At 68.7% G+C, this 16,269-nt stretch carries 14 protein-coding genes and 1 pseudogene; 5 read left to right on the forward strand and 10 right to left on the reverse strand.

Annotated features, from left to right (window positions below; genetic code table 11):
* Window positions 1-243: 243 nt before the first annotated feature.
* The 3 genes from GGQ83_RS13340 to GGQ83_RS13350 form a co-directional block, all read right to left on the reverse strand.
* Window positions 244-888: a phosphatase PAP2 family protein gene (locus GGQ83_RS13340; RefSeq protein ID WP_207018210.1), complete on the reverse strand. Its 645-nt coding sequence runs from the start codon at window positions 886-888 to the stop codon at window positions 244-246.
* Between the two features lie 207 nt (window positions 889-1,095).
* Window positions 1,096-1,560, reverse strand: a complete 465-nt coding sequence (locus GGQ83_RS13345) for a cupin domain-containing protein (RefSeq protein WP_184384804.1) — start codon at window positions 1,558-1,560, stop codon at window positions 1,096-1,098.
* 108 nt (window positions 1,561-1,668) lie between these two features.
* Complete coding sequence (locus GGQ83_RS13350; protein ID WP_184384806.1) at window positions 1,669-2,169, reverse strand: hypothetical protein; 501 nt, start codon at window positions 2,167-2,169, stop codon at window positions 1,669-1,671.
* Between the two features lie 129 nt (window positions 2,170-2,298).
* Between GGQ83_RS13350 and GGQ83_RS13355 the strand changes: the two genes are divergently transcribed.
* Window positions 2,299-5,103, forward strand: a complete 2,805-nt coding sequence (locus GGQ83_RS13355) for an autotransporter family protein (protein WP_184384808.1) — start codon at window positions 2,299-2,301, stop codon at window positions 5,101-5,103.
* Between the two features lie 283 nt (window positions 5,104-5,386).
* Here the strand turns inward: GGQ83_RS13355 and GGQ83_RS13360 are convergent.
* From GGQ83_RS13360 to GGQ83_RS13375, 4 genes and pseudogenes are all read right to left on the reverse strand, one after another.
* Window positions 5,387-5,554, reverse strand: a pseudogene (locus GGQ83_RS13360) (IS5/IS1182 family transposase); the annotation flags it as partial.
* A 314-nt stretch (window positions 5,555-5,868) separates the two neighbouring features.
* Window positions 5,869-6,801, reverse strand: a complete 933-nt coding sequence (locus GGQ83_RS13365) for a polysaccharide deacetylase family protein (protein ID WP_207018221.1) — start codon at window positions 6,799-6,801, stop codon at window positions 5,869-5,871.
* Window positions 6,801-7,934 carry an FAD-dependent monooxygenase gene (locus tag GGQ83_RS13370; RefSeq protein ID WP_184384810.1) on the reverse strand — a complete coding sequence of 378 codons (1,134 nt, stop codon included), beginning with the start codon at window positions 7,932-7,934 and terminating at the stop codon, window positions 6,801-6,803. Before GGQ83_RS13370 ends, GGQ83_RS13365 begins: the two co-directional genes overlap by 1 nt.
* Window positions 7,935-7,992: 58 nt before the next feature.
* Window positions 7,993-8,493 (reverse strand): MarR family winged helix-turn-helix transcriptional regulator, encoded by a 501-nt coding sequence (locus tag GGQ83_RS13375; RefSeq protein ID WP_184384812.1) that lies wholly within the window; start codon window positions 8,491-8,493, stop codon window positions 7,993-7,995.
* A gap of 293 nt (window positions 8,494-8,786) precedes the next feature.
* On the opposite strand from GGQ83_RS13375, the gene GGQ83_RS13380 reads away from it, so the two are divergent.
* The 4 genes from GGQ83_RS13380 to GGQ83_RS13395 all read left to right on the forward strand — a co-directional run bounded on the left by GGQ83_RS13380 (window position 8,787) and on the right by GGQ83_RS13395 (window position 11,750).
* On the forward strand, window positions 8,787-9,800 hold the full coding sequence (locus GGQ83_RS13380; protein ID WP_184384814.1) for an ABC transporter substrate-binding protein: 1,014 nt from the start codon (window positions 8,787-8,789) through the stop codon (window positions 9,798-9,800).
* A complete protein-coding gene (locus GGQ83_RS13385; RefSeq protein WP_184384816.1) occupies window positions 9,797-10,561 on the forward strand; it encodes an ABC transporter ATP-binding protein in 765 nt (254 codons plus the stop codon). The genes GGQ83_RS13380 and GGQ83_RS13385 overlap by 4 nt, the downstream gene beginning before the upstream one ends.
* The gene (locus GGQ83_RS13390; protein WP_184384818.1) at window positions 10,558-11,292 is read left to right on the forward strand and encodes an ABC transporter permease; all 735 of its coding nucleotides are present in this window, start codon (window positions 10,558-10,560) and stop codon (window positions 11,290-11,292) included. The genes GGQ83_RS13385 and GGQ83_RS13390 overlap by 4 nt, the downstream gene beginning before the upstream one ends.
* A gap of 95 nt (window positions 11,293-11,387) precedes the next feature.
* The gene (locus tag GGQ83_RS13395) at window positions 11,388-11,750 is read left to right on the forward strand and encodes an amidase family protein (protein WP_221223518.1); all 363 of its coding nucleotides are present in this window, start codon (window positions 11,388-11,390) and stop codon (window positions 11,748-11,750) included.
* A 16-nt stretch (window positions 11,751-11,766) separates the two neighbouring features.
* On the opposite strand, the gene GGQ83_RS13400 is transcribed toward GGQ83_RS13395, so the two are convergent.
* The 3 genes from GGQ83_RS13400 to GGQ83_RS13410 form a co-directional block, all read right to left on the reverse strand.
* Window positions 11,767-13,107 carry an LLM class flavin-dependent oxidoreductase gene (locus tag GGQ83_RS13400; protein WP_184384820.1) on the reverse strand — a complete coding sequence of 447 codons (1,341 nt, stop codon included), beginning with the start codon at window positions 13,105-13,107 and terminating at the stop codon, window positions 11,767-11,769.
* Window positions 13,108-13,252: 145 nt separating this feature from the next.
* On the reverse strand, window positions 13,253-14,056 hold the full coding sequence (locus GGQ83_RS13405) for a MetQ/NlpA family ABC transporter substrate-binding protein (protein WP_184384822.1): 804 nt from the start codon (window positions 14,054-14,056) through the stop codon (window positions 13,253-13,255).
* A 944-nt stretch (window positions 14,057-15,000) separates the two neighbouring features.
* Entirely contained in the window at window positions 15,001-16,257 is a 1,257-nt protein-coding gene (locus GGQ83_RS13410) for a tetratricopeptide repeat protein (RefSeq protein ID WP_184384824.1), read from the reverse strand.
* Window positions 16,258-16,269: the final 12 nt, after the last annotated feature.

A 16,269-nucleotide genomic window follows, 5' to 3' on the forward strand; every position in this document is an offset into this window, starting at 1 on the left:
CAGACCGGAGGGGGCGCATTGAAATGGCGCTCACAGCCACGGGCGCACCTCCCATCATCCTGGACCAACTGTCGGCAAGAGAGGCGCTGCGTCGTCACCCCGCAGCTAGCATGACTGGCTCCAGATCTCATGGCCCGCGCCGCTGCGGATGCCGCCGCCGCGTTGAGGAGCCAACGGCGAGGGTGAGGGGCGGGCTGGCCATGATCAAGGCTGCGACGTCTGCTGCATCATCGGCAGGGCTGGTCATGGGTCGGTTTGGCGCAAGCGGATAGCTGCTGCCCAGCAGACCGCCGCCCAGGCGGCGCCAAGCGTCCAGCCGGCCAGCACGTCAGTCGGCCAATGCACGCCCAGATACACGCGGCTCACACCCACAATCGTTGTCAGCAGAACCGCGAGCGAAGCAATGAAGATCTTGATGCGTGGCTCCGGCTGGGTGCTGGCCAGCAGCGCGCCGATGGTCAGGAACACCGCTGCTGACATGGTGGCGTGGCCGCTCGGGAAGCTTGCGCTGAAGACACGGGCCGCGTGTGGTACCAAGTCCGGACGCGGGCGGTCGTACCAGGCTTTCAGGACAAGTTCGAGGCCCATCGCGCCGAGCGAAGCGACGACCAGGATCACTGCCTCCGCTCGCCGCCGTGCCAGTGCCAGAAAGCCGGTCACCGCCACCACCAGGAACACCATCACGCCGGAGCCGCCCAGCGCGGTGAAGTCTCGGAGGACTTCCTGTAGCCAAGGTGAACCAAGCGGATCCGAAGGTGCACCCGGAGCGCGAAGTGCCAGAAGCAAGCGCTCGTCCAGTGCCCTGGTGTCCCCTTCACGGACTTCACCGGCCAGGGCGAGGAAGGCCCAGACCGAGGCTGCGGCGCCCCCGAGGAGCGCGATCGGCAACAACTCCACCGGTTGCAGACGGGTCCGGGGCAGCCAGCGTCGCCACCCGGATGCCCCTGCCGGCCTTGATGGCATCTGCGTCAAGTTGGACCTGCCCGGGTGGCGAGTCGCTTCAGACTTCGGCCGCCATCGGACGGCCGACCGTGCGGGCGAGCAGCGCCGGATGCGGAGCGACCACCTTTCAGGCTGGCGGTGGCTGAGGATCCATCACCCATGCTTGTCGGGCACGCCGCCGCTCTGCACTGACCAGTCGGCAGGCTCGTCGTCCTGGTCCGCCTCGGCCACCGCCGATGTGGCCTGCACCTTGCCGGGCTTGTGATGGGCGGGCGCGTAGATCGCGTAGACCTGCATCGGTGTCGCCCCGATGTTGGTGATGTTGTGCCAGGTTCCAGCGGGAACGAGAACACACCAGCCGTTCGACACGTCCTGCTCGAAGGGCATGTCGTCCTTCGCTGGCCCCATCTGAACGCGGCCCTGGCCAGCATCGAGGCGCAGGAACTGATCCGTTTCCGGATGCGCTTCAAGGCCGATATCGCCGCCGACGGGGATCGACATGAGGGTCACCTGCAGATAGCGCCCGCTCCAGGCGACGGAACGATAATCCCGGTTTTCCTTCGTCGCAGTCTCGATGTCGAAGGATTGCGGCTTCGGACCATTGTCCTTGATCGTCATGGTGGCCTCTTTGCGAATGCTTCCGGGCGCGGCCCTTCGCTTCCGTGGCCGGTCGGTGACGTCCTTGCGTCAGTTCAACGCACGAGGCCGGCAAAGAGACAGTCATGGCTAAAAATGTAATTCGTCCGGCGGTTGGGTGTCTTGATGCAAGCTAGCCAGAATCGTCGCCGGCCTACGGTGCCGGCCACAGTTTCCAACCGGGCGACCCGGCTCTCCCTCGGCCTGCAGGAATCGGAACACGATGTCACCCCGTCGCCTGCCCCAGGGAAGCCGGCGCTTCGTAACGCCAACCGACAGCGTCGCCGTCGCCAGATCGAAGGTCGCCGCGGAGATGTTCCGCGCCATCACGCGCACGGTGTTGCTCGACCACACAGCCACCAGCGACGCCTGCGCCAAGTCGCCCGCCCGCGCTCCGTTCACCGTGACATCGAGCAGCGTCGTTGCCCCCGGCGCCAGGCTGGGCAGATCCCAGGACACCTCTGCGGCAAGCTCCCGTCGCCCTGAGCCGAACAGCGCCCCGGTCAACAGCGGCGTGCCGTTCAGCACCGCGGGCGCCCGGTGCCGGTTGATGGACATGGTCGCAGCCGCCTCGTCGCAGGTCTGCAGCACCTTCCGCCTAGCCCGAGCTATTCAGACTTTGTTGATGCCGACTTGGAATTATGGGGGACCCACGTGCCAGAGAGGCTAAGAATGCCCGTCTCCTACCCCCGTCACAGGCGCTTTGGACGCCGCCCAGCCATGCTGGTTCTATCCACGTTCAGCCTGGCGCTGCTTTGGACCCAGCCGAGTGACGGGGCGGGTTCCACGGCGGTGTTTTTCGACAGCATTGCGGAGGGACGGACGGATTTCGACAACCGCGTGACTGCGGCGGGTGGCACGGTCAGGATCGACCTGCTGAGCGGCCTGACCAGCGGCACGACAGCCTGGACACGCGGCGACTTCACAATCTCGGCGCCCAACGGCGTCAACCGCTCGACGCGCACCACCAGCTTCAACAACGTGCAGGGTCCAAGCGGCACCTTCAACAGCGGCGCCAGCATCCGCATGGTGGCGGACAACACCGATCCCGCCGGGAACGGCCTTGTCTTCGCCTTCGCATCCCCGATCAACGCCTTTGCGATCGAGCTGGAAGGCTGGGCGACCTGCTGCTTCCCCAGCGCGCTTTACATTGCCTTCGATGGCGGCACGCCCATCCTGATCGGTTCGGCCAATGCAACGACCGACAACCCGGGCGTGGCCCGCTACAATCAGACCATGAACCTCGTCGCCGCGATCCGCGACAGCGGCACCTTCTCCACCGTCGCCTTCTATGGCGACGCCACCGGCGACACGATGTGGGGCGGCGGCACGGTGCGCTATGCGCTGGTGCCGGTGGGCGGGCTGTCTGGCGGCGGCGGCACTGGCGACGGTGACGGTGGTGGTGACGGTGGCGGTGACGGCGGCGGCGGCGACGGCGACGGCACTGGCGAAGCTGGCGGCGGCGGTACTGGCGAAATTGGCGGTGGCAGCGTGATCGACGCAAGCCGCCTTTCGTTCAACGAACGCCAGGCGGCGGCGCAGGCCAGCATCATCGTCTTCCGCGGTGGCACCTTCCGGCCCGATGTCGCCGTATTGCTGTTGCAACCCGTCGTGGTGGAGGCGGCGAACGGAACCATCGACACCAGCCAGGGCGGGGTCATGCTGATGGGCTCCATCACAGGTGACGGCCAGTTGCAGGTGGTGGGTGGAGGGGTGCTGACGCTCCTGGGCACCGCCTCGAACACGGGCGGTGCGCTGGTTCAGCAGGGCACATTGTCGGTGCAAGGGCTGCTCGACGGGCCGCTGGTGGTCTTGGCCGGCGGCACGCTGACAGGCAGCGGCACGATCAATGGCCCGGCCACCATCGATGGTATGCTGTCCCCCGGCAATTCGCCCGGCATCATCATCTTCAACGGGCCGCTGCTGCTTGGGGCGGGGGCCACCACGCGGCTGGAGATCGACGGGCCGGGCACCGGCACGGGCAGCGGATCGCACGACCAGGTTATCGTGATGGGCGTGGGGACAACGCTGACGGCGGGCGGCACCATCGTCCCCGTGCTTCGGGACATCCCCGGCGCGGCCACCAACACCTTCACCCCCGTGATCGGGCAGTCCTTCCGCGTCATCCAGGCGCAGGGTGGGCTGCTGGGCAGTTTCGCAGGGCTCACGCAGCCCGCCGGCGGCCTGCCGGCCGGATCACGCTTCGACGCCATCTACCACGCCAATGCGCTGGACCTGGTGCTGACGCCATCGCGCTACGCGGACCTCGCGCCGCTCGGCCTGCGGCAGCGGGCGAACCAGGCGTCGGTCGGCGGCGCGATCGACGCCATCCGCCCCGCGGCGGGGCTGCGGATGGACAGCGCGGCCGCGAGTGTCTTCGGTCCGCTCTATTCGCTGCCGGCGCAGGCCATCCCGGCCGCCCTCGATCAGATATCCGGCGTGGTGCACCAGGATGCGCTGGCAGCATCGCTGACCCATCGGCGGATGTTCGGCGCAGCCACAAACCGGCGCCTTGCGGCGATCCGCAGCGGCGATGCGGGGTTGGTCGGAGCGCAGGGCGCCCTGGCGCCGCGCGTGACGCTGGACAGCGCGCGCACCGCGCGGATGTCCGTCTTGCCGGGCGCAGGCAATGGCGGCTGGGCGCCGCATGAGGCCACGGAGGATGGCTCGCGCGGCGGATTCGAGGGTTGGTCGGTCTGGGGCCGGGCGATCGGCGGCTGGGGCAGCAGGGGCGGCGACGGCAGGGCGCCGGGTTACGGGCTGCAGTCCGGCGGTGCGGTGGTGGGTATGGACCGCTCCTTCGCTCCGGGCCTGATCGGCGGCGTGGCTCTCGGCTTCCAGCGGGGCCAGGTGGATGGCGATGGCGCCACGGGCCGGGTGAACATCGAGAGCTACCAGGCCAGCCTCTACGGCCTTTATGCCCCGCCGACCGAGGCCGCGTGGAGGCCCTTCGCCGATGTCACACTCGGCGCCGGGCTCAGCCGCTACGACGCGCGGCGGACCATCGCCTTCGGCACGCTTGCGCGCCGTGCCATGGCGAACAGCCAGGGCACGGATGCGTCGGTGGAGGCCGGCATCGGCGTCTCCACCCGGATCGAGGGCATCGAGATCGAGCCGCGGCTGCATCTGCGCTGGGACCGCATCGCGCGGCGCGGCTTCACGGAAAGGGGGGCAGGGCTTCTGAACCTGTCGGTCGATGGGCGCACGGCGGATGCGCTGCGCGCCGGCGTCGGGGTTTCCGCGGCGCGAAACTTCGACCTCGGAAATGGTGTCAGGCTGCGGCCGGAGGCGCGGATCGGCTATGCGCGGGACATGCAGGATGGGACGGGCCGAGGCACGCACCGACTGGGCGGCGCGGCCTTCGGCGTGGAGTCCGCGCGCCCGGGCCGTGACCGCCTGATGGCAGGGATCGGCGTCACCGTCTTCCGCGGCGACAGCTTCGCCGCGGCGATGGATTTTGATACCGCGCGGACGGAACGCGGTTCGGAGCATGTCGCGACGATCGGCCTGCGCTGGGTGTGGTGACGAAAGCCCGGCGCTGCCGGGCATCGCGCCTTCACAACGTCGAGCAGGCGCTCGAGATGGCGCGGTTATGGAGTTGGTGGAAGGGCAGCGGACCGCCCGGGCTGGGGTGCTGCCCATCGTCCCGAACTGCCGGCGCGTGAGCTTCGGCAGCAGGTGCTGGAGCCCCTCATTCTGGCTCTCCAGTGCGTCCCACTCTGCCCATGGCTGCCTTGCGGCGCGTGGTTCTGATCGGCTGAGGTGCTTGGCTGCTGGGTGGCGCGAAAGTCCGTTGTCGCCCTAAAGCCTAGGTCGCGTGGACAAACTTGATCCATAGACGGATCGAGGAGAGCGCGGCGAAGCCGAGGAAGCTATCGGCGGTCTGGTCGTAGCGGGTGGCGACGCGGCGGCTGTTCTTCAGGCGGTTGATGAAGCACTCGATGCGGCTGCGCAGCGCGTAGAGCGGTCGACTGACGCTGTGCTGGACGTGGCGGTTCCGCTTGAAGGACCTCACCAACGCGGACGTGATGCAGTTCATGCGTGACATCGCGTCCGGCAAGACGACGGCCGACGTAAAAGCGACGCCATTCGGCCATCGGCTATCTCAGCCTGTAGCGTTCGAGCGCTTAGCCAGAACAGGCTGAATTTGGTGTCCATGGAACCGGCAGCAGACCGATCCGGAGCCACACGCGTTTGCCCTTTGCGGATCCTTGAAGCTCAGCCGGATAGAGAGCCGAATTCGTCCTCTGGTGGCCGTGGGTTCCAGCCCCACCCGGGATGCAACAGCCCTCAGCCGCGCGCCTCCTCCGGCGAAAACGTCGCGTGCCAGTGGCGCGCGATGTCCACCCCGCGGCAGAACCACACCCCTTCGCGCTGCCTCATATGCTCCAGAAGCCGCACCAGGCCCGGCGCGCGGCCGGGCCGACCGATCAGCCGGTCGTGCAGGCCGATGGAAAGCAGCTTGGGCGCGCCCCGCTCCCCCTCGAGGTAGAGCGTGTCGAATGCGTCGCGCATGTATTCGAAGAACTGCCCCGCCGTGGAGAAACCACTGTTCTCGTTGAAGCGATTGTCATTGGCTTCGTAGGAATAGGGAATCACCAGATGTGCCCCGCCCGGCATGTCCACCCAGTAGGGCAGCTCATCGGCCAGTGAATCCCGATCGTAGAGGAAGCCACCCGCCTCGCAGATCAGCCGCCGCGTGTTGGGGCCGGGCCGTCCGGTCATCCAGCCCAGCGGCGCTTCCCCGGTCAGGGCGCGCAGCAACTCGATGGCCCGGCGGATGTGCGCGCGTTCCTCCGCCTCGTCCACCGCGCCATAGTCGATCCAGCGATAGCCATGGCTGACGATCTCGTGCCCGCGGTCGAGGCAGGCGCGGACCAGCGCGGGATGCTGCTCCAGCGCGCGCACCACGCCCAGCACGCTGACCGGCACGTCGAAATCCCGGAAGATGTCCAGCACGCGCCACACCCCGCGCCGGCTGCCATATTCGAAGACGCTCTCCACCAGCGGCACGCGGCGACCGGCGAAGGTCGGCACGCCGATGTCGTTCAGCATGCCCTCCGAGACGGGGTCGCCATTGTCGAGCGTGGATTCGCCGCCGCCCTCCACGTTGAGGTTGAAGTTCACCGCGATGCGCGCCCCGCCCGGCCAGCGTGGGTCGGGCGGGAATTCGCCATAACCGACCAGGTCGCGCCGCCGCATGGGGTCGGGGCCGAGCGCCATCAGGCGGGCACCGCCAGCGGGGCGGCCATGGCGTCATGGCCGAAGAACCAGTCCAGCGCCTCCTCCGGCCCGCGCATCCAGGTGTTGGCGAGGGAAATGCGCTGCACCTCCGCCACCCGCGGAATACGCGTGGCGGCATAGTGATGGAAGGCCTCCGCCGCATCGTCGAATTCGTGCAGGCAGCGGGCCAGGGCCGCCGCGTCCTCGATGGCCGAAGCGCCGCCAGCCGCCATATAGGGGCGCACCGGGTGGCAGGCATCGCCCAACAGGACGGCGCGCCCCTGGTGCCAACGGTCATCGCGCGGACGGTCGCAGATCGGCCATACCGCGCATTCCGTCGCGCCCTCGACCAGGCGGCGCAACGCCGGCGTGGCCTGGTCGAAGCTGGCCAGGAAGGCGTCGCGCGGCAGGGGGCGCGAAAGGTCCGTGCCGTCCCAGTGCGCCCCCGGCACGCTCGCCATCACGTAGAGCTCGTCGCGCCGGCTTGTCAGGAAATAGCTCAGCGCGTGGCGGTCCGGCCCCCACCACTTCGTGCAGTCATCGACAGGCAGCCCGCCGAGCCGCGCCGTGGGGAAGATGGCGCGCTGCGCCATGCGCCCGGTGAAGCGCGGCGGCGCCTCGCCGAACAGCAGCGCGCGCAGCCGCGAATGGATGCCGTCGCCGCCGATCACGATGTCGGCCTCCAGCGCCTCGCCATTGGCGAAGCGCAGCGCGACGCCCTGCGGGGTCTCGCGCATGTCCTCCAGCCGGTGGCCGAGATGCAGGCTGCCGGGCGCCAGGGCAGCGCGCAGGATGTCATGCAGGTCCGCGCGATGGATGTTCAGGAATGCGGCCCCGAAGCGCGCCTCCGTCGCCGCGTCCAAGGGCAGGGCGAAGCTGGTTTCGCCGGTCACCCAGTCGCGGCTGAGGAAGGCGGCCGGACATATCCCGGTGTCCAGCAACGCCGCCTCGATGCCGAGATGCCGCAGCACCTTGACCGCGTTCGCGCTGAGAATGATGCCCGCCCCGATGCGCCCGAAGCCGGGCGCCTGCTCATGCACCGTGACCTGATGGCCGCGCCGCTGCAGCAGCCCCGCGACGGTCAGCCCACCAAGCCCCGCGCCGATGACGGCAATGCGTGTCCGAACGTGCAAGGCGGCCCCTTTTGACAGATCATTCGATATGGAATGATTTGCAGAGGCGTCTCTCCTGTCAAGGCGCTTCCTGCTGCTCCATGATCTGGGCGATGGCGTCGGCAAACCGCGCCAACTCCTCTTCCAGGCGGCGGCGGCCGTCCTCGCCCAGCGGCGCCAGGTGCCGCCATTGCACCTCGAAGACGCGGGGGATGGCCTCATTGATCACCGCCTCACCCGCGGCGGTGAGCTGAATTCGCAGGGTCCGACGGTCGCGCGGCTCAGGCAGCCGCGCGATCAGCCCCTGCGCCTCCAGCCGGTTCAGCCGGCTGGTGAGGCCCGCGCCGCTCAGCAGCAATCCGGTCGCGAGTTGCTTGGGGCTGAGCCGGTAGGGCTCGCCGGCGCGGCGCAGCGCGGTCAGCACGTCAAAGGTCCCGCGCACCAGGCCAAGCGGCGCCAGCACCTCGTCGATGAACCCGGTCGACTGCATCTGGATCTGCGCGATCAGCCCGTAGATCCGCACCGGCGCCGGATCGATGTCGGGGCGTTCGGCCTGCCATTGCCGGAAGATGGCGTCCACGCGCTGCTGCGCGTCGCGCCGCCCGGGGGCGCGGCGCGAAGGGACGGAAGAGGGAGAGGAAGGCCTGGACGCCAAGGACGACACCGATGTTGCGACGCCCCAACCCAAGCCCGGCCCCGCGATGCTGGCAAGCGTGGCACCCGCCGCCCGCGCGGCCGGTGCGCAGCACCTGGGCAGGCCTGCCCGGCAAGCGGGCAGTTCCGGCCCCACCGGCGGAGAAATCCCCGCGGGCCGCGTCCCGGACGGCCAGAAATACGCTTTCATTCGTAAGCGAATGATTGACGGAGCATCGCATGCCCACGACCCACCGCAGCGCCCGCCTCACCCGCCGCACCGGATGGCGCGCCCTTGGCGGCGCGCTGCTGGCCGCGCCCGCGCTGGCCCGGCACGGGCACGGGCAGTCGCGCCTGGAGGATGTGACGCTCATCACCGATTTCGGCTTCAACGGCCGCCACAGCTATTTCTACCTGGCGCTGGAGAAGGGCTTCTACCGGGAGGCCGGCTTCAACGTCAGCATCCTCCGCGGCCAGGGCTCGGCCGATGCGATCCGCCGCGTCGCAGCCGGCAACGCCACGTTGGGCTTCGCCGACGCCGGCGCGCTGCTGCTGGCCCGCGGCAACGACCAGGTGCCGGTGAAGCTCAGCGCCATCATCTATGCCTCGCCGCCCCAGGCGCTGTTCGCGCTGCAGGAACGCGGCCTTGCCGCGCCCGCTTCGCTGGCCGGGCGCACCCTGGCCGACACGGCATTCAGCTCGGTCCGGCTCCTGTTCGGCGCCTATGCCCGGGCGGCGGGCATCGATCCGGCCAGCGTCACCTGGGTCACGGCCGAAAGCGCCACCCTGCCCTCGCTGCTGGCGAACGGGCGCGTGGACGCGATCGGGCAATTCACCGTCGGTCAGCCGCTGCTGGAGGCGGTGACGGCCCCGCGCCCCCTCACCCGCTTCGCTTATCGCGACGTCGGGCTCGATTTCTACGGCAACGGGCTGATCGCGACCGAGAATACCCTCGCCACCCGTCCCGACCTGGTGCGCGCCCTGACGGCCGCGACGCTCAAGGGTCTGCGCGAGGCCATCGCCAACCCCGAGGAGGCGGGCGCCATCATGCACCGCGCCCATCGCCAGGTGCAGCCCGCGGTGGCGGCGGGCGAGACCCGCCTGGTGGGTGAACTGGCCAGCGTGCCGGGCCAGCCGCTCGGCGCCATCGACCCCGCGCGGGTCGCGAGCACGGTGCGCGTCATGTCCGACGCGTTCACGCTCCGCAGCCCGGTCGCCCCGGACGAATTGTTCGTCCCGGGCCTGGTGGGATGACACCCGCCGCGCTGGAACTCCTCGGCGTCACACGGCATTTCGGCAGCGGCGCCACGGCGGTGCATGCGCTGGGGCCGCTTGATCTCAGCATCGCGCCGGGCAGCTTCGTGTCGGTGCTGGGCCCCTCGGGCTGTGGCAAATCGACGCTGCTGCGGCTGGTGGCGGGGCTCGAAGCGCCCAGCGAGGGGCGGCTGCGCCGCGGCGGGGAGGCGCTGGACGGGCCATCCCGCCGCGTCGGCGTGGTGTTCCAGGAGCATGTGCTCTTCCCCTGGGCCAGCGTGCTGGACAACGTCCTGCTGCCGGCCGATGTCTACGGCCTGCCCCGCGCCGCCGCGCGCAGCCGGGCCCTGCACCTGCTGGAGCGCACCGGCCTCGCGGATTTCGCGGCGCAGCGGCCGCACAGCCTGTCGGGCGGCATGAAGCAGCGCGCCGCCTTCTGCCGCGCCCTCCTGCCCGACCCGGAAATCCTGCTGCTGGACGAACCTTTCGGCGCGCTGGATGCGCTGACGCGGGAAGAACTCTCGCTGGACCTGTCACGCCTGTGGGGCGAACTGGGGCGCACCGCCCTGCTCATCACCCATGACATCGAGGAGGCGATCCTGCTGGGCGACCGCGTCGTGGTGATGTCGGCCCGGCCGGGCCGCATCCGCGCCGACTTCGCCGTGGACCTGCCGCGGCCGAGGGGCGTGGACACCGCCTCCTCGCCGCGCTACCAGGAGATCAAGCGGGAGATCCGCGCCCTGCTGTTCCAACGCGCATGAGGCAGCTTTCGACACCGCTGATCTGGCTCACGCTCGTTCTGGCCTGGGAGGGGGCGGTTCGCGCCCTGGCCGTGCCGGCCTGGCTGCTTCCAGCGCCCAGCGCCATCGGCGCCATGGGCTGGGAATGGCGCGCCGAGCTTCTGGCCAACACGCTGGTCACGCTGCGCGAAACGGTGCTGGGGTTCGCGCTGGCGCTCGGCCTTTCGGTGCCGCTCGCGGTGCTGGTGGCGTTCAGCCGGCTGGCGCAGCGCGTGGTCTACCCGATCCTGCTCGGCCTGCAATCGGTGCCCAAGGTGGCGCTGGCGCCACTGGTCACGCTGTGGTTCGGCATCGGCGAATGGCCCAAGATCGTGATCGTGGCGCTGGTGTGCTTCTTCCCGATCCTGGTGAACATCATCGCGGGTTTCGACGCGGTGCCGCGTGCCATGCTCGACCTGATGCACGCCATGCGTGCCTCGCCCGCCGCCACCTTCCGCCGGCTGCGCCTGCCCATGGCGCTGCCGTATTTGTTCACCGGCTGCAAGGTCGCGATCACCTTCGCGGTGATCGGCGCGGTGATCGCGGAATTCGTCGCCGCCCAGGACGGGCTGGGCTACCTGATCCTGATGGCGTCAGCGCAGTCGCAGACACCGCTGGCCTTCGCGTCCATCCTCATGCTGACGCTGATGAGCATCCTGCTGTTCCGGCTGATCGAGATGGCCGAGCGGCGCCTCGTGGACTGGAAGCCATGAGCGCGTCGTCTCCTTGCCACCCCGCGCAACCTGGTCGCATGGTCCAGATTGCAACACAGTGAGGGATCACGACGGCCCAGCGCCACCGCGCCTGGCTGCAGGCGGAGGAGGCACGGGCACGGCTGAAGGCGGATTGGGCGGCCTTCTTCGAGGAGTTCGACGTGCTGATCGCCCCCTGCTCGACCGTGGCCGCCTTTCCGCTGGACGAGGCACGACCGAGGGAGGAGCGCGTGCTGCGCGTGAACGGCCGCGACCGCGACTACAATGACCAGCTCTTCTGGGCGGGTCTGGCCACGCTGCCCTCCTTGCCGGCCACTTCCGTGCCCATCGGGTTGAACGGCCAGGGGCTGCCGCTCGGCGTGCAGGTCATCGCCGGCGCGTGGGAGGATCGGACGGCCCTGGCGGCGGCGGCCATCGAGGCGCTTCGACCCGCCACATGGCCGCCGGGCTTCGCATAGGGGCGGCCGCGCCCACTCACTCCGCCGCGCGCGCCTGTTCGAAGAAGCGGTTTTGCGGCCGCTTCAGCCGCAGATGGTCCCGCAGGGTGGTGCCGGTGTATTCGGTGCGGAACAGGCCGCGCCGCTGCAGTTCCGGCACCACGCCCGTCACGAAATCCTCCAGGCCTTCGGGCACGTGCGGGAACATGATGTTGAAGCCGTCGCAGGCGCGGGTCTCCAGCCATTCCTCCATCTCGTCGGCGATGCTGGCCGGCGTGCCGACCATGGCCGCCCCGGCATAGCCGCCGATGCGCTGGGCCAGTTGCCGCACCGTCAGCCCCTCGCGCTCCGCGAGGCGGATGGCGCGCTCGCGCCCCGATTTGCTGGATTCCGTCTCGGGGATGTCGGGCAACGGGCCGTCAGGGTCGAAGCGGCTGGCATCCACGCCGAGCAGGGAGGAAAGCGAGCCAATCGCGCTTTCATAGTGCACCAGCGCATCGAGCCGCGCCCGCTTGGCCCGCGCCTCCTCGATGCTCTCGCCCACCACCACCAGGCAGCCGGGCAGGATCTTGAGCTGTTCCGGGTCCCGCCCTGCCGCGGCGGCGCGGGACTTCACATCGGCGTAGAAGGCGCGGGCATCCGCGATGGGGCCGCCGGCGGCGAAGATCATCTCGGCCGTCTCGGCCCCGATCTGCCGCCCGGCCTCGGAGGCGCCGGCCTGCACGATGACGGGCCAGCCCTGGACGGGCCGCGCCACGTTCAGCGGGCCGCGCACGCTCAGCTCCGGCCCCTTGTGGTCCAGCACATGCATGCGCGCGGAGTCCCAGAAGATGCCGCTCTCCTGGTCGCGGAGGAAGGCGTCGTCGGCGAAGCTGTCCCACAGCCCCGTCACCACGTCGTAGAATTCGCGGGCGCGCTTGTAGCGTTCGCCATGGGCCATGTGCGCGTCCTGGCCGAAGTTCAGCGCCGCATCGGGGTTGGCGGTGGTGACGAGGTTCCACCCCGCGCGGCCATTGCTGATGTGGTCCAGCGAGGCGAATTTCCGCGCGACATGATAGGGGTCATTGTAGGTGGTGGAGGCGGTGGCGATCAGCCCGATGCGCTCCGTCACGGCGGCGAGTGCCGGCAGCAGCGTCAGCGGGTCGAAGCTGGTGACGGTGTGGGAACGCCGCAGCGCCTCGATGGGCATGTTCAGCAGCGCCAGGTGGTCGGCCATGAAGAAGGCGTCGAACTTGGCCGCCTCCAGCCGCTGGATCAGGTGCTTGAGGCGCGGGAAGCTGAAATTCGCATCCGCCCAGGCGCCCGGCCAGCGCCAGCCCCCGGTGTGGATGGTGACGGGGCGCATGAAGGCGCCGAGGTGAAGCTGGCGTGTGGGCATGGGGTGGAACTCCTCGATCCATCAGCCTCGGCGGCGGCGCGCCGTCCTGGCGCGCCGGAGAGATGAGCATGTGCGCGCCGCCTCGCCAGGGTGCGCGAACCGGATGGGTGCCATGCGGCCTCGTGCGGGCGGCGGGTTCGCGGCGCTACGCGCCAGGAATGACGGCACCGCCAAATTGCCGCTCGACGAAGGCGCGGACCTCGGGGTGGGCATAGCCCTGCGCGAGGCGCCGCGCCCAGGGCTGCGTGTCATCCGCGCGCCGCACGACGACAAGGACAGTGTAAACGCTCTGCTCCGTCTCCCGCGCCAGGGCATCGCGCAGCGGGTTGAGGCCCGCGGGCACGGCGAAGTTCCCCGTAATGGCGGCGGCGTCCACATCCTCCAGCGCGCGCACGATGGAGGCGGCCTCCAGCTCCACGATGCGAAGCCGGCGCGGATTGGTGGTGATGTCCGCCACCGTGGCGCGGTGGTCGGCCCCCTCGCGGAGGCCGAAGGCCCCGTTCTGCGACAGCAGCAGCAACGCGCGGCCGCCATTGGTCGGGTCGTTCGGGATGGCGATGCGCGCCCCATTGGGCAGGGCGTCGAGGGCGCGATGGCGGCGCGAGAACACGCCCATCAGCGTGAGCACCGTGCGGCCGACCGGCACGAAGTCATAGCCGCGCTGGGCGCGCTGCGCCTCCAGGAAAGGCAGGTGCTGGTAGGCATTGGCGTCGAGGTCACCCGCGGCCAGCGCGGCGTTGGGCTGGATGAAGTCGTTGAACTCGACGGCGCGCGTCGCGAAGCCCTCGCGGGCCAGCACCTCGGACACCTTCTCGAAGACCTGGGCGTGGACGCCCTGGGTCACGCCCACGCGCAGCGGACGCGCAGCGGTGCCGAGGGCAGGTTGCGCCATGGCGGCGGCGGGCAGCAGCGCGGGCAGCGCCAGCAGGGAACGGCGGTGGAACGGCATGGCTGCTCTCCTCAGAAGGCCGGCACCACGGCGCCCTGGAAGGTCGCCTGCACAAAATCCTTCACCTGCTGGTTCTGGTAGGCCGCGACCAGGCGGCGCACCCAGGGCGCCTCTCCCGCCCTTCCATCCCCATCCCGAGATCAGAACATGACCCATCCCTTCCTGCGCCGTGCCCTCATGGCCGGACTTGGCGCCGCGGCGCTGCCCGTAGACGCCCAGCGCACCCAGCCGACCTTCGCCTATGACTGGGATTTGCGCCCGGTCCCGTCGCTGGCCACCGCCTGGGAGCAGTCGGGGAATGGCCTTACGCTTGGCTCATGCGGGCCTCGATGCTGACGATCCTGCGCCAAGACCATGTTCGGACGGCGCGCGCGAAGGGCCTTTCACAGTTCCGGGACGAGGTGGTGCACGCGGGACGATGCGCTGCTGCCAATCATCACCGCCATCGGGCTGCAGGCAGGCAGTGTCATGGGATGGGCGTGCTGGTGGAGACGGTCCTCTCCTGGCCAGGCCCAATTTGGCGGACCCAAATGGCTTCGAAACATCGACCTCTGCCTTCGGAGACGCGGCTCGACCCCTTATTGCGGGCATCACAACCTCGGTGTTGGGATCGAGCCAACCCCAGACCAGCACTCGCTCGTGATGACAGTAGGCTACGCTCCTTCTGCAATTCCGGCCCTGGCACCATTCCTTTTCCGCCACGCTTTCTTTTTGTCGCCGCCCCCGCGGGCGCGGACGAGGCGGGCTACGCGGGCCTTGAAGACAGCGTGGACCACCACTGGGGGCGGCTCTTCCTGGCCGCAGGCCTGGCGATGCTGCGGAATCTCGGCCTGGAACTCGGCCGCGATGCCGAGAGTGGCATCGCTCCGCCGCACAGAAATTCCTGCGCGCACAAGTCGAAAACATCCCCTACTTCTGATGAATGTTTCGACGCTGCTGCGCCGTCAAAGCTGCACGAGGTCGGCGAATTTGGCCCTGAAGCGTTCATGGACGTCAGAGGGCGCCGACGCCTCCAAATGATGGCAGAAGGCAAAGAGATCGTTGAAACATGACATTGTGGGCGGATCTTTATTTTCGATGATATGACCATAAGTGCGGATCATCAGATGCACCGTATTGGTATTATGAAAGAATTCATGAAACAATAAATCTTCCACATTATTATGCCCAGCCGATCCGACAAGAAGAACGGAACGTATAGCAAGATTTTTGATGTGTTGCGCTGCAACATAATCGCCTTCACGCAACAAAATAATGAATTTTACAGCAAGTCCTGCAATAATTCCATAGCCTGATTGATAGCGTATCGGATTGCTGGAAGCCAAATCCAGGCTGTACAGGCCCTCCACCAGTGTCAGATGATAGTCCAGGGTCTCTTCCAGAGCCACACGATCGCCAATGCCGATGGCCGCATGCCAGAGGGCGGAATTCATCGAGAGCCGAACCGAAAAGCGGTCGTATCGAATCGAATGATGAACACCGAGCGAATCAACCAGGCCGCGATGCGCAAGCAAAAACTCCATTGACCGGCGCAGCGCTGCCAGGTCATCCGTCTCCAGACACTTGTAGGTGTGAGCGATCGCGCAGTTGAGCCGATGGGCTGGGCTGACGGCGGGCGCCTCCATGATCGCCCCCAGGATGCGCTTCTGTTCCTCGAGCGATGGCGGCCTTGTGTCGCGGAAGCTGTAGAAGGTGAAGAGATCGATGGAGGAGCAATCCGGCGTGTCTTTCACAAGCTCGGCGAAGAGACCCTCGCTGGCGAGTGCGGTGCTTTCGGGGAAGATGGCAATTCCTTGCGCGCCGACCGCGGCCGCCAGCTGCGGGTCCGCGATGCGGAGGTGGCGCAGGACGGCGAGATAGATCCCTTCGAACACGTGGCGATGCCGGGACCACCGGATCGCCGGGGCGGACCAACGCTGGATCAGCGCAGCAGCCTCCGGCAGGCGGCCGAGCAACAGCAAAGCCATACAGCGCTGGGCGGCCGCCTTTGGCTGATCCTGCAACTGTGGGGTTTGCTCACCCAGCAACCGCAGGGCCTGCTCCGGCTGGCCGGCGCCATTGTAGAGCTGCGCCAGCTCGATGATCAGGCGAGGCCGCTCGGGGCCCGTGGCGCCGTCCAGCCCTTGGCTGATCGTTCGGATGGCATCTTCCCAGCTGCCCTGCCGCGCCAAGGCGCGGGCCTGCGCCCTGATGTCCTCCATGTCCTCCCGTCC

This window comes from Roseococcus suduntuyensis (assembly GCF_014196305.1).
Lineage (GTDB): Bacteria > Pseudomonadota > Alphaproteobacteria > Acetobacterales > Acetobacteraceae > Roseococcus > Roseococcus suduntuyensis.